A 12,064-nucleotide genomic window follows, 5' to 3' on the forward strand; every position below is an offset into this window, starting at 1 on the left:
AACAGATGCGGCTTTTCAGACAAACTGAAAATAATCCAGCGGTGTACAGGTGATTGCGAATGTTCCAACTGGATTGAAAGGAATTTATAAGGATTCTCTTCCAGACACTTTCAATATATTACAGACCCGAGGCTGCTCCGGCTTTGATTTTCGTGTTTATGAAGAGTAAAATAGACAGGAAGACATTGGAATGGTCCCGAAAGCAGAACCAGCCTCCAAGGCAGGTTCTGCCTGAATTTTTTTACAGGGGAGAGACGCTGGTTATGGGAACACTTTGGTTTGGCGGGAAAGTCAGGACGCTGGTAACGGAAGCAGATACCTGCGAAGCCGTCTTTACAGAAGAAGGAAGAATTGTGGCAGCGGGAGATGAGCAGGATCTCCGCAGCCGCTTTGGAGACCGGATTACTTCTGAAAAAAATATAAACGGAGGTACGATGTATCCCGGGTTTACGGACAGCCACCTGCATATGATCGGTCACGGAGAAAAACTGCAGCGGCTTGATCTCTCAGAAGTCACAAGCGTTGAAAAAATGATGAGCCTTCTCAGGGAAAGTGCAGAAAAGCTGCCGGCAGGAGAGTGGCTGATTGCCGACGGCTTTAACGAAAATCTGTTCACTCCTCCAGTGGTCCCCCACAGGCGGGAACTGGACAAGATCACATCGGATCACCCTGTTGCGGTCTCCAGAGTGTGCCGGCATGCCATGCTGGTAAATACCAGAGTACTTGAGCTTGCCGGTATCGATGCCTCTACTCCAGATCCACCGGGAGGGCTGGTGGAAAAGGATGAAGACGGGCTGCCCACTGGATACCTTCACGATCAGGCTCAGGAATTTGTCCGCCGGGTGATGCCGGGCATTGATGGGGACTATCTGGAAAAAGCGCTGAAAGTCTCTCTCGAAGACTTGTGGCAAAAAGGATTTACGGGGGCTCATACAGAGGATCTGAATTACTACGGTGATCACTTTCTCACTTTAAAGACGTTTCAAAATGTAATCGATGGCAAGAAGAGAAAATTCAGAGCCAACCTGCTTGTTCATCACGAAGTGGCGCGCCTGCTCCGGGAAGCAGGGTATCAGACAGGGGATCTCAACAATACTCTCGAGATCGGCGCCGTTAAGGTTTTTGGTGACGGAGCTCTCGGCGGTAGAACAGCCCTGCTCCGTGAGCCATACAGCGATGATCCTTCCACGAATGGCGTGGCCAGCCACCAGCCCGATGACCTGGTGAGAATCGTGGCTACTGCCCGTGAACTTGTGATGCCGGTTGCAATTCATACAATCGGTGATCTGGCCCTGGAATACGCAGTTGATGCGCTGGAGGCCCATCCGCCTCCACCAGGGATGAGGGACAGACTCATTCATCTGCAGGTAACAGCCCCTGATCTTTTAGAAAGGCTGCGGAGGCTTCCTGTTGTGCTCGATATTCAGCCGAGGTTTGTTGCTTCGGATTTCCCCTGGGTTGAAAAACGCCTTGGGAAAGAACGGCTGGCTCATTCATTTGCATGGAAAACCTACATGGAAAAAGGAATTGCCTGTGCAGGGGGTTCTGATGCTCCAATTGAGCCTCCTGATCCGCTTCTCGGCATTCATGCAGCCGTCACGAGGAGAAAACCGGGTGAAACTCACGAGGGCTATCTTCCTGATGAGAAACTTACCCTGTTTGATTCGCTGCGGCTGTTTACCACCGGCAGTGCCTCTGCAATCGTAAAAGAACACGAACGGGGACTGATTAAAGAAGGATATACTGCCGATTTTACGGTAATGAACCGTGATCTGTTTGAGCTTCAGCCTGATGAGTGGCTTGATTGCAGCGTGACGATGACCGTTGTGGATGAGAGTGTGATGTACAAACAAGAGTAATAGAATGGAAAAGGCAGAAAAAACCCGAAAGGCAGACATGCTGCCTTTCGGGCCCTGGGCTGAAAGTTTACAGAAAGCTTCTTTTTACTTTGTGAAGGAAGGTGTTGTCCTTCAGTTTGAGCATTTTCACCTCGCGGTCGGACACTTTAATGCGGATTTCTTTACTGTGACGGATGCTAAGTGCCTCGTTGTCAGCACCCATAATCGGGTAATCATTTCCGTCCTGAACCACATTGAGAATCAGCTCCCGGTCGCCGCTTAAAAGAAGAGGGGAACCAAGGGTCCGGTAGGCGTTGTTATTAATTGAGGCGATTTCCGTGAGCTGCATGGCAGCAAGGCGGGGATCCACGACTGCGCCTTTCAGTGATCGGTTGTAGGCTGTGCTGCCTGTCGGTGTTGAAATGACCAGTCCGTCCCCACGGAATGTTTCAAAATGAAGGTCATCTATATGGACGTCAACAACAAACGTCTTAATCACATTGGAACGGATGGAGCATTCATTAAGGCAGAAGAAAGGCTTTTGCCCGTCAACTGACACTTCCAGAATCGGATAGCGGAGCACTTCAATCATGCCGGTTTTCATGGCTTCTTCCACTTTGTCCAGTTCATCAAGATCGAAGTCGGCATAAAAGCCGAGGTGGCTGTCGTTTATTGAAAGATAAAGGCAGTCTTCCTGAAAATCAGTCCGCCTGAGCGATTGAAGGAATGCCCCGTCCCCGCCGATACTGGCAATAATGTTGGCCTCTTCCACATTATCCACGAGGCTGAAGCCGTATTGCTTTCCAAGTGCCAGCAGCTGGTCTACTTTTTCAGGTGAGGCGTCTGATTCAACATAATGAAGGTATACGTTTTTTCTGTCTGTCATGTCTGCTCTTCCTTTCATCGTTTACTCATTTTTTGCCTTTACAGGGAATAGTATAGCCCTGTCGTTACTAATTCTTGATTCTACTGGAAAATCCTGCCCCCGGCAAAGGGAAACAAGCAGAGGGCGGACAAAATACATAAATAGCGGAGGTTCTACTATGAACGGAAAACGATGGCTCGCAGTCGGGCTGGCTGCTTTGCTTTTTACAGTGGCAAGTTTATTCAGCCTGGCAGTAAACGTGGTGACGTTTGATCTGGATGACTTTTTTGAAGCAGAAGAGCAGGTGGTTGATGAACACGTGCTGGAAGAAGGGAACGGCCGAGGGAAAATTGCGGTCATTCACTTAAACGGTGTGATCCAGAGCAGTTACGATACACCATCACTTTTCGAATCAGGGGCCTATAATCACAGACGGTTTCTAAAGCAGCTTGATGCCGCAGCAGAGGACAATAACGTTGACGGGATTATTATCAGTGTAAACACACCGGGCGGCGGCGTCATGGAAAGTGATCAGATCCATGATAAGATTATTGAAATTCAGGAAGAGTCCGATAAGCCGGTTTATATCAGTATGGCCAGCATGGCTGCTTCCGGAGGATACTATATCGCGGCACCGGCTGCGCAGGTGTATGCTCACCCGCAGACCATAACTGGATCCATCGGTGTGATTATGAGTTCCTTAAACTTTGCTGACCTTGCAGAAGATCTGGGTATCAGCGAGGAAGTAATTAAGAGCGGTCCTTATAAAGATATCATGTCTGCTACCCGTGAAATGACAGACGATGAGCGCGAGATTCTGCAGTCGATGATTGACGAATCATATGATCGTTTTGTGGATATTATTGCAGATGGACGAGAGATGAGCCGTGAAGATGTTCTCGAACTGGCAGATGGACGGATCTATTCAGGGAACCAGGCTTACGAAGCAGGCCTCGTTGATGGACTGGGAGACCTGAGTGATGTCATTGATGACTTTCGTGAAGATATTGGAAAAGGCAATATCGACGTGGTGGAATATCGCCAGCCAGCCGGCTTTGCTTCCTTTATGGGCGTAACAGCTAATCATTTCCTCGGTGATCCTTTTACTCTTTATTCCATAAAAGAGCTGATGCATCAGTCCGACGCACCACGTCTGATGTATCTGTACTCGCAGTGAGGTGGAGAATATGACTGATAACAGTGAGGAAAATAAAGTGGAAACGCGTCAGGATCATCCTGCTGCAGAAGAGGCGGCCACCAGTACCGAGCCGGTCCACGAATATCAGCTCGGCGGGTTCTGGATGAGATTATGGGCATATACCATTGATGTTATTCTTGTCTCCAGCCTGAGCGGAGTGATTGCAGGAAGTCTGCTCCGTCTTGGCGGCATTCAGAATGCTTCCATCGGAATTTACAGTCTTGCTGGGTTTCTGAGTGCGCTTACAGCCTTTACGTACTTTGTAGTCATGACGAAAGTATACCGACAGACGCTCGGCAAAATGATTCTTGGCGTCCGGGTGATCAGTGTAAAAAAAGAAACACTAACCTGGGGCGACGTAATTATCCGCGAAGTATTCGGGCGGTTTATCCACCAGTCCCTTTTCATAACCAATCTGCTGTATCTCGTTGTGGCATTTGACAGCCGCAAGCAGGGCATTCATGACAAGTTCGCTGATACCACCGTGGTACTCGAACCGAGAAGAAAACGGCCTCTCGTTCAGGAGGCAGCTGAATAAACCTGTCCTTTAGGGCAGGTTTATTTTTTGTGTTCTGGCCGATACTGTCAGGGGAGGAGGTGTGCATGTTGATCTGGATTGGCGTCATAATTGTAAGTCTTACTGTTATTTTTATTATCCTGATGTTTTCAAAAATTACTGTACATATTCATTATTTCCATGACGGGGATAACGATGAGTTAAAAATCAAAGGTGTTCTCTGGTGGATTATCAGATACACATTCCGGGTTCCGGTCATCGCAGTGGATGATGAAACACCCACAATCGTAATGGAGGAAAAAACCGGATTCTCTGCTTCAAATGAAAAGGAAACAAAGGAGAAAGTCTCTATTCACGACATCCTCTACGACATGCGTCAATTTGAGCGCTTTTTGAAACACGTTTTCGGCTTTCACACCATTGTCCGCCATTTTCTTTCACGGGTATGGGTGAAAAAACTTACGTGGAAATCAGTAATCGGCACGACCGATGCCGCCCTTTCAGGGAGTATCAGCGGCCTCATCTGGGCTGTAAAAGGGAATGTGACAGGACTGATCGGAAATTATTTTCGCGTTAAATGTCTTCCCGATCTTCAGGTGCAGCCGGTATTTAACATGGCGGTTTCCCGGACCGAGTTTTACTGTATGATATCTTTCCGCATCGGGCATGCTATGCTCGCGGCCATTAAAGTCTTCAGACACTGGCGTAAGGGGCAACCTTACTTTCCAGAAAAGTCCAATGATCAGAGGAGGGATATGAATGTCTGACCATCCAATTCAGGGGCTGATGAAAACAGCCATGGAAAACCTGAAAGAAATGGTTGATGTAAACACGATTGTCGGTGATCCTGTAGAAACACCAGACGGAAGTGTCATCATGCCAGTCAGTAAAGTAGGCTTCGGTTTTGCAGCCGGAGGAAGTGAATTCATTGTGGAAACAAGAGGTTCCCACGGAGAACGGGAAGAGAAGCACCCGTTTGGCGGCGGTAGCGGTGGTGGTGTATCGATCACTCCGATTGCCTTTTTAATCGTCAGCACGCAGGGAGTTAAAATGGTTCACCTTGATCAGAGCACCCATCTGTATGAAAAACTGCTCGATCTTGCGCCGCAGGTCGTAGATAAAATTCAGCAGCTGCTTCAGCAGAACCAGAAAAACGGTCAACAGGCTTCTAGTCAGCAGAAATTCAAACAGAGCGGAGAATCGCTCGATTTTTAAACGTCCCGGCAGAGGGTCCCCGTCATACAGGCGGGGGCTTTTTTCTTTGCAGGGGTGCCTGGGCAAGGTGATAAGCGAAACGATGGAAAGGGAACTATCTCCTAAACGGCTTTTTTACTGCAGGTGGGAGAACGCATTTCTGTTTAACCGGACCTGTTTTGTGTTATTTTAAAGATGGTATCTATTATCATTACATGAGGAGGAGTTCGGCTATGGTAAACGTTACATTTAAAGAAAACCCGGTAACACTCACAGGAAATCAGGTAAATGAAGGGGATATGGCTCAGGACTTTACCGTTCTTGCAAACGATCTTTCGGAAGTGAAGCTGTCCGACAGCAAAGGAAAAGTACGCCTGATCAGTGTGGTTCCTTCTATCGATACAGGCGTCTGTGAGCAGCAGACACGCCGTTTTAACGAAGAAGCAGCAAAACTGGACAACGTTGAAATCTTCACTATCAGTGCCGACCTTCCATTCGCCCAGAAGCGCTGGTGTGCGGCCGAGGGCATTGATAACCTGCAGGTTCTTTCCGACCACCGTGATCTGGACTTTGGAAAGAAATTCGGTGTTGTAATTGAAGAGCTTCGTCTTCTGTCCCGTTCTATTTTTGTAGTAGACAGCAGCGACAAGGTTACTTATGCGGAATATGTATCAGAAGTGACGAACCACCCGGATTACGATGCTGCTCTTGATGCAGCACGCACCGCACGCTGATTCAATTATTTCTTGAAAATCTTCCAGGCAAAGGCAGCTGAATTCCGGCTGTCTTTCTTTTTGTCCGGATGTGCAGGAGAAGAGGGCTGAACTTCTTTATTTGCACCAGCCGGCCGGTCTGGTAAACTGTTTAGATGGCTAAGATGATAAGTGGACAGGAGTGAAGATAATGCAATCAGAAACCAATACTGAAAAATTATATACAGCACTCGATCTGGCGGCAGAGAAAATTCATAAGGTTTCAGGCATTCCTTATCTGGATGCCCTTGCCGAAAGTGGAGAATCGATTCTCCAGGGGCAGACTACCATTAAACTTGAAGGGGATGCTCAGGAGGAACTGGATGCCCTGATTAAATCTGTGCCGGATCTGGAAGAAATTAAATCGGAAGAGATCCGCAAAGCCTTTCAGCTTGCAGTACTCAAAGGCATGAAGGAGGCAACCCAGGCGAACCATGCCATGACTCCGGACGCTGTTTCTCTGTTTGCGGGGCACCTGGCTGAGCTTGTTCTCCGGGAACAGGAACAGACACACGTCATTCTTGATCCGGCTGTCGGTTCTGCAAACCTGCTGACAGCGGTAATGAATCAGGCCCGGAGAAACTTTCACGCAGTCGGAGGCGATGCGGATGAAACTCTCATCAAGCTGGCATATGTGAATGCGAACCTGCAGAAGCATAACGTGGATCTGTTTCATCAGGACAGTATCGCAACACCTTATGTAACGAATGTGGACCTTGTTGTGTCCGATCTGCCGGTCGGGTACTACCCTGACGATAAAACAGCCTCAGAATATGAGCTTGAGCGCAAGGGCGGCCACTCGTATGTTCACCACCTTCTTATTGAACAGAGTCTCAGACACGTAAAAGACGGGGGCTTTATGATCCTGCTTGTGCCGAATTTTCTTTTTGAAACCGATGAAGCGAGTGCGCTTCATGCGTATTTGAAGAAGGAAGCCGTTATTTACTCCCTTCTTCAGCTGCCAAAGTCGATGTTCAAGCACCAGCAGCAGGCCAAAAGTATTTTTGTTCTGCGGAAAAAAGCAGATGGAATTGAAAAACCGCGCCAGGCACTTCTTGCGGAGCTGCCCTCATTTACAAATAAACAGGCTCTTGCTGACATGATTAAGCGAATCGATGACTGGTTTGAATCTCATCTCAGTCAGGAATAAAGACTTAAAAGCGTCCTTCATATTTACCGGTGTCTATGGAAACAGTAAAGGTATGCGCATACATTTCTGTTCTTCTTTCTGTGTTATAGTCAAATCCATGAAAGATGTGTAACAGGGCTTGCATTCTCTGATTTGAAGTGGTTTAATATGTGTTGTTGAATTAGTACAATGATATTTTTAGGTAGATACAGTTTTGGGGATTTCCTAATCCCACCTCTTATCAGAGCGAAGGTATACATTGAAGGAGCGGATCAATCATGTCCAAGATTATTGCTATAAATGCAGGGAGTTCGTCGCTGAAATTTCAGCTGCTCGAAATGCCTGAAGAAACAGTTGTAACAAAAGGTGTCGTTGAACGGATCGGATTAAACGACTCTGTTTTTTCAATTGAAGTCGATGGAGAAAAGAAGAAAGACATCCTTGACATCGAAGATCATGCCCAGGCTGTTAAAATTCTACTCGATAAACTGACCTCTTACGGGATCATTGAATCACTTGATGAAATCGAAGGGATTGGCCACCGTGTCGTTCACGGCGGGGAAAAATTTAACGATTCCGTCCTGATTACAGACGATGTCATTCAGGGAATTGAAGACGTGTCTGAGCTGGCACCGCTTCACAACCCGGCAAACCTGGTAGGAATCCGAGCGTTTCGTGAAGTTCTTCCAAACGTGCCGGCAGTCGCTGTTTTTGACACAGCTTTCCACCAGACTATGCCGAAACAGTCCTATCTTTACAGCCTGCCTTACGAGTACTATGAAAAGTACGGCATTCGTAAATACGGTTTCCATGGTACGAGCCACAAATATGTATCCGAGAGGGCTGCTGAAATGCTCGGGCGTCCGCTCGACCAGCTCCGTCTGATTTCATGTCACCTTGGAAACGGCGCGAGTATAGCGGCCATTGACGGCGGTAAATCCATCGACACTTCCATGGGGTTCACACCTCTTGCCGGTGTGACGATGGGCACCCGTTCAGGAAACATTGATCCGGCACTGATCCCTTATATTATGGATAAGACCGGTATGAGTGCGGAAGATGTGATTCAGGTTCTCAACAAGAAGAGTGGTATGCTTGCTCTTTCCGGCTTCTCGAGTGATCTTCGTGATATAGAAGAAACAGCAAACGAAGGAAATGACCGTGCGGAACTTGCCATGAACGTGTTCACATCCCGTATCCACAAATATATCGGTTCCTACGCAGCCCGTATGCACGGCCTTGATGCAGTTATTTTCACAGCGGGAATCGGGGAAAACAGCGATACCATCCGTGCAGCTGTACTGAAAGGCCTTGAGTTTATGGGAATCTACTGGGATCCGGCCCTGAATCAGGTTCGTGGTGAGGAAGCCTTCATCAACTATCCTCACTCACCTGTAAAAGTGCTTGTGATTCCTACTGATGAAGAAGTGATGATTGCACGGGATACAATGCGTCTTTCAAAATAACATTAGTCCTGCCGGAACCGGAATGAGTACTCATTCCGGTTCTTTTTTTGTTATGTATGCAGGAGGTTAATACTTTTTTAATCACGGTGAAATAGTATAATAAAGGCAGAGTCCGCACCCCGTAGGAGGAATAGATGTGAAAACGATTGCGAACGTACAGGAAGGAGAACGCCTGGTCGGTTTCTTTCTTGTTAAGGAATGTGAAATCCGGGTTGCTGTGAACGGGGACGAGTATATGGATCTGCTCCTCGGTGACGCAACAGGTACGATCCCTTCAAAAATCTGGGACATTACAGAACAGCAGAAAGCTGCTGTTCATGCAAAAACCATTCTGAAAATTGACGGCCAGGTACGGCTGTTCCGTGGAAGGAAGCAGCTGCAGATTAACCGTGTCCGAATTGCGTCAGATGAAGACAAGGTGGAACTGCAGAGTCTGGTCCAAAAATCTGCTACACCGAGAGAAGAATTATGGCAGGACTTGCGCATGGTCATTGATGATGTTCAAAATGACGCTTATGGCGCAATATTGAGAAAGCTGTTTGGAAAGAAGGAAGTTAGAGATAAACTGACCACGATCCCTGCGTCAAAGGTTATGCACCATGCCTATTACGCAGGTCTGCTCGAGCACACTGTATCCCTCTGCCATGCAACACTGCAGCTTCTGGCCGTTTACCCGCACCTGAATAAAGATCTTCTTCTGACCACCTGTCTGCTTCATGATATCGGAAAGACCCGTTCCATTGATGATCCAATTACGCCGGAATATACAGAAGAAGGGGAACTGATGGGGCATCTGGTCATGAGTGTGGAAATGATAAATGAAGCGGCATTTGAAGCAGGGATTTCGAGCCAGAATGAAGAAATTACTGCGTTAAAACACTGTATTCTCAGCCAGTATGGAGATACAGAAAAAGGACTTGGGAGTGCGGTTTCAGGAAAGCTTCCAGAAGCGGTTTTCTTTAACGCAGTCGAGGAACTCGATGCTAAGCTCAATGCGATTCAGATGGGAAAAGGGGAGACTGAGGGAGGCTGGCAGTATCATCCTCTGTTTAAACGGAAAATGAAAACCAATTAATAAGTGCAGGGGGCTTGATGATGAGCAATACAAGAGAAGAAAAGATCCTTGAGGAAATCCGGGCGTGGGAAGATTCCTACTTTGAAGAAGCAGGATCGGACCTTACACTTACATATCATAAATGGATGAATGAGGTCTATGCAGCAGCAGAAGGAAAATGGAAAGGCAAATTGCTGACAGCGGTTGATGACGTTCTGTTTCATGTCCAGTCGGCACTGCAGCAGACGCGTTACGAGAAACAGACAGTCGAGTACCTGCTTACAGAAGCGAGGGTCTTTCGTTCGGATATAAGGGAAATCGAAGATCTGAAAAAACTGTCTATTGATCAACTCAGATTTATGGCCCGCAAACAACTCGCCAAGCAGAGACTTGTCGCTCTCGCCCAGGGCGGGGTGACCGGTTTTGGAGGGGTTCTGTTTACACTTAGTGATCTTCCGCTTCTGCTTGCGATTAATCTGCGGACGATACAGCGAATTGCTATGACGTATGGATACGATATGAGAAAACCTTACGAAATGATGTTTGTCCTTAAAGTGTTTCATGTGGTTACGCTTCCGAGGCATCTGCAGTACGAAGCCTGGTCGCAGCTTGAGCATGAAGCCGGTTCAGCGGACGAAGACTGGATTTTTTATGACGGGGAAGACAGCGTGGTAACAGATGCGTGGATGCAGCGCCCACTCCAGAACGTAACGAAGCTGTTCGTTCTGACGGTACTGAGAAAAAAGCTTGTGCAGGGAATCCCCCTGTTCAGTATCTTTACAGGCGCTGCGTATAACTATCAGCTCACAAAACAGGTAGCCGAAGCGGCACATCAGTTTTATCAGAAGCGGCATCTCACTGAAAAACTACGTATGAAGCCTTGATTCAACAGACAGGTGCTCACCGGATCTATACCAGATCCACAGATCATTTACGATTGAAGCAAGTTCAGCAATTTCACTGTTTAAACGGCAGCTTTGTTCGAAGTCTTCTTCTTCGTACAAAGCCTGCTGTTTTTTTTCAATTATTTTTTCAATGCCTGCAATCCGGTCCGGAATGCTGCCCCTGACTTTCTCCCACTTTTCAAGGATGAAGCTTTGTTCCGTGCATTCAAGGGAACCCCATTCCATTGTCAGCGCAGGAACATCAATTCCCAGCCTGGTATCGTATCTGAAATGTGACTTCATGTGACTCACCTTCTTACTTGTCTGCCGGTTCGCTTCGTACGATCAGAACGTCGCATTTTGCATGGCGTGTAATGTACTCCGAGACACTTCCGATGAGAAACCGTTCGACTGCATTCAGGCCTGTGGCACCGGTTACAATCAGGTCAATCTGGTGTTTTGTTGCAATTTCTTTTGCGATTTTTACTTTTGGAGACCCGTAGTCGGTTATGAGCTTCACATTGGTGACGTCTGAATTTTCCAGGGCAGCTTTTTTATAGCGTTCGAGCATGGCGGACGCATATTCTTCAGCTTCTGCTGCGATGGTCCGGTCATAATACTCGACCGAGGCAAAGGCCCGAGTGTCCACAATGTGTGTAATAAACAGAGTACTGCCGTATTCCTTTGCCAGTTCACTGGCTTTCCTCAGAGCGATCTGCGCTTCATCTGACCCGTCGACGGCGACAAGAATATTCTGGTATCGAATAGCCATGGAATTCAGCCTCCTTTAGGGTAGTATACCATTCTTTTTCCACCGTTTTCGTCTGTCCAAACGCTCCTGGCTCTTCATAAAAGACAATTATGTGACAGATACTAACGGAAAGAAAAGGAGGTGTGCGCACATGCCGAAAAAAACAAAGATGTCTGCCGGACTTTATGACAATGAAGGAGAAACGGCGACTCATAACCAGCTTATGGATTCCTACTATCAGCATTCACCGGAGCACGAGACCTACAACGAAGAGATGGCTCAGGAGCCTCATCAGGATGAGAAGCAGAGTGAAAAAAAGAATAAGAAAAAACGGAAAAAATAACGCCGTTTTTTCCTTTTTTTGACGCCCGGGAGGAATGGCTCTTCGGGTGTTTTACATAATGCTGTAAAAGGGT

General features: G+C 47.4%; 14 protein-coding genes. 11 read left to right on the forward strand and 3 right to left on the reverse strand.

The annotated features are described in order from the left end of the window. Positions 1 to 263 precede the first annotated feature (263 nt). Entirely contained in the window at positions 264 to 1,859 is a 1,596-nt protein-coding gene (locus tag CR205_RS00930; protein ID WP_110516032.1) for an amidohydrolase, read from the forward strand. 67 nt (positions 1,860 to 1,926) lie between these two features. Here CR205_RS00930 and CR205_RS00935 read toward each other — a convergent pair whose 3' ends face one another. Next, positions 1,927 to 2,724 (reverse strand): NAD kinase, encoded by a 798-nt coding sequence (locus CR205_RS00935; protein WP_110516034.1) that lies wholly within the window; start codon positions 2,722 to 2,724, stop codon positions 1,927 to 1,929. A 157-nt stretch (positions 2,725 to 2,881) separates the two neighbouring features. On the opposite strand from CR205_RS00935, the gene sppA reads away from it, so the two are divergent. From sppA to CR205_RS00980, 9 genes are all read left to right on the forward strand, one after another. Beyond that, positions 2,882 to 3,880 carry a signal peptide peptidase SppA gene (gene sppA, locus CR205_RS00940; protein ID WP_110516036.1) on the forward strand — a complete coding sequence of 333 codons (999 nt, stop codon included), beginning with the start codon at positions 2,882 to 2,884 and terminating at the stop codon, positions 3,878 to 3,880. Between the two features lie 10 nt (positions 3,881 to 3,890). Next, on the forward strand, positions 3,891 to 4,439 hold the full coding sequence (locus CR205_RS00945) for an RDD family protein (protein WP_110516039.1): 549 nt from the start codon (positions 3,891 to 3,893) through the stop codon (positions 4,437 to 4,439). 65 nt (positions 4,440 to 4,504) lie between these two features. Further along, entirely contained in the window at positions 4,505 to 5,185 is a 681-nt protein-coding gene (locus CR205_RS00950; protein WP_110516041.1) for a DUF2953 domain-containing protein, read from the forward strand. After that, complete coding sequence (ytfJ, locus tag CR205_RS00955; protein ID WP_110516043.1) at positions 5,178 to 5,633, forward strand: GerW family sporulation protein; 456 nt, start codon at positions 5,178 to 5,180, stop codon at positions 5,631 to 5,633. The genes CR205_RS00950 and ytfJ overlap by 8 nt, the downstream gene beginning before the upstream one ends. Before the next feature lie 212 nt (positions 5,634 to 5,845). Next, a complete protein-coding gene (gene tpx, locus CR205_RS00960; protein WP_110516045.1) occupies positions 5,846 to 6,346 on the forward strand; it encodes a thiol peroxidase in 501 nt (166 codons plus the stop codon). Positions 6,347 to 6,515: 169 nt separating this feature from the next. Further along, on the forward strand, positions 6,516 to 7,514 hold the full coding sequence (locus tag CR205_RS00965) for a class I SAM-dependent methyltransferase (protein WP_110516047.1): 999 nt from the start codon (positions 6,516 to 6,518) through the stop codon (positions 7,512 to 7,514). Positions 7,515 to 7,771: 257 nt separating this feature from the next. Next, positions 7,772 to 8,959, forward strand: coding sequence for an acetate kinase (locus CR205_RS00970; protein ID WP_110516049.1), 1,188 nt, complete (start codon positions 7,772 to 7,774; stop codon positions 8,957 to 8,959). A gap of 136 nt (positions 8,960 to 9,095) precedes the next feature. Then, positions 9,096 to 10,034: a 3'-5' exoribonuclease YhaM family protein gene (locus CR205_RS00975; protein ID WP_110516052.1), complete on the forward strand. Its 939-nt coding sequence runs from the start codon at positions 9,096 to 9,098 to the stop codon at positions 10,032 to 10,034. 20 nt (positions 10,035 to 10,054) lie between these two features. After that, positions 10,055 to 10,897 (forward strand): EcsC family protein, encoded by an 843-nt coding sequence (locus CR205_RS00980; RefSeq protein WP_161524626.1) that lies wholly within the window; start codon positions 10,055 to 10,057, stop codon positions 10,895 to 10,897. On the opposite strand, the gene CR205_RS00985 is transcribed toward CR205_RS00980, so the two are convergent. Continuing rightward, a complete protein-coding gene (locus CR205_RS00985; protein WP_110516055.1) occupies positions 10,880 to 11,200 on the reverse strand; it encodes a hypothetical protein in 321 nt (106 codons plus the stop codon). The genes CR205_RS00980 and CR205_RS00985 overlap by 18 nt on opposite strands. A gap of 13 nt (positions 11,201 to 11,213) precedes the next feature. Then, a complete protein-coding gene (locus CR205_RS00990; protein ID WP_110516058.1) occupies positions 11,214 to 11,669 on the reverse strand; it encodes a universal stress protein in 456 nt (151 codons plus the stop codon). Positions 11,670 to 11,799: 130 nt separating this feature from the next. On the opposite strand from CR205_RS00990, the gene CR205_RS00995 reads away from it, so the two are divergent. Further along, positions 11,800 to 11,991 (forward strand): hypothetical protein, encoded by a 192-nt coding sequence (locus CR205_RS00995; RefSeq protein ID WP_110516060.1) that lies wholly within the window; start codon positions 11,800 to 11,802, stop codon positions 11,989 to 11,991. The last annotated feature ends 73 nt before the right edge of the window (positions 11,992 to 12,064 follow it).

Origin of the sequence: Alteribacter lacisalsi (genome assembly GCF_003226345.1) — a bacterium.
Classification (GTDB): Bacteria; Bacillota; Bacilli; order Bacillales; family Salisediminibacteriaceae; genus Alteribacter; species Alteribacter lacisalsi.

Bases quoted from the DNA above. Each gene is read 5' to 3' on its own strand.
- CR205_RS00930 (WP_110516032.1), top strand. From the start codon at position 264: ATGGGAACACTTTGGTTTGGCGGGAAAGTCAGGACGCTGGTAACGGAA.
- CR205_RS00985 (WP_110516055.1), bottom strand. From the start codon at position 11,200: ATGAAGTCACATTTCAGATACGATACCAGGCTGGGAATTGATGTTCCT.
- CR205_RS00935 (WP_110516034.1), bottom strand. From the start codon at position 2,724: ATGACAGACAGAAAAAACGTATACCTTCATTATGTTGAATCAGACGCC.
- CR205_RS00950 (WP_110516041.1), top strand. From the start codon at position 4,505: ATGTTGATCTGGATTGGCGTCATAATTGTAAGTCTTACTGTTATTTTT.
- CR205_RS00980 (WP_161524626.1), top strand. From the start codon at position 10,055: ATGAGCAATACAAGAGAAGAAAAGATCCTTGAGGAAATCCGGGCGTGG.
- ytfJ (WP_110516043.1), top strand. From the start codon at position 5,178: ATGTCTGACCATCCAATTCAGGGGCTGATGAAAACAGCCATGGAAAAC.
- tpx (WP_110516045.1), top strand. From the start codon at position 5,846: ATGGTAAACGTTACATTTAAAGAAAACCCGGTAACACTCACAGGAAAT.
- CR205_RS00965 (WP_110516047.1), top strand. From the start codon at position 6,516: ATGCAATCAGAAACCAATACTGAAAAATTATATACAGCACTCGATCTG.
- CR205_RS00990 (WP_110516058.1), bottom strand. From the start codon at position 11,669: ATGGCTATTCGATACCAGAATATTCTTGTCGCCGTCGACGGGTCAGAT.
- CR205_RS00945 (WP_110516039.1), top strand. From the start codon at position 3,891: ATGACTGATAACAGTGAGGAAAATAAAGTGGAAACGCGTCAGGATCAT.
- CR205_RS00995 (WP_110516060.1), top strand. From the start codon at position 11,800: ATGCCGAAAAAAACAAAGATGTCTGCCGGACTTTATGACAATGAAGGA.
- CR205_RS00970 (WP_110516049.1), top strand. From the start codon at position 7,772: ATGTCCAAGATTATTGCTATAAATGCAGGGAGTTCGTCGCTGAAATTT.
- sppA (WP_110516036.1), top strand. From the start codon at position 2,882: ATGAACGGAAAACGATGGCTCGCAGTCGGGCTGGCTGCTTTGCTTTTT.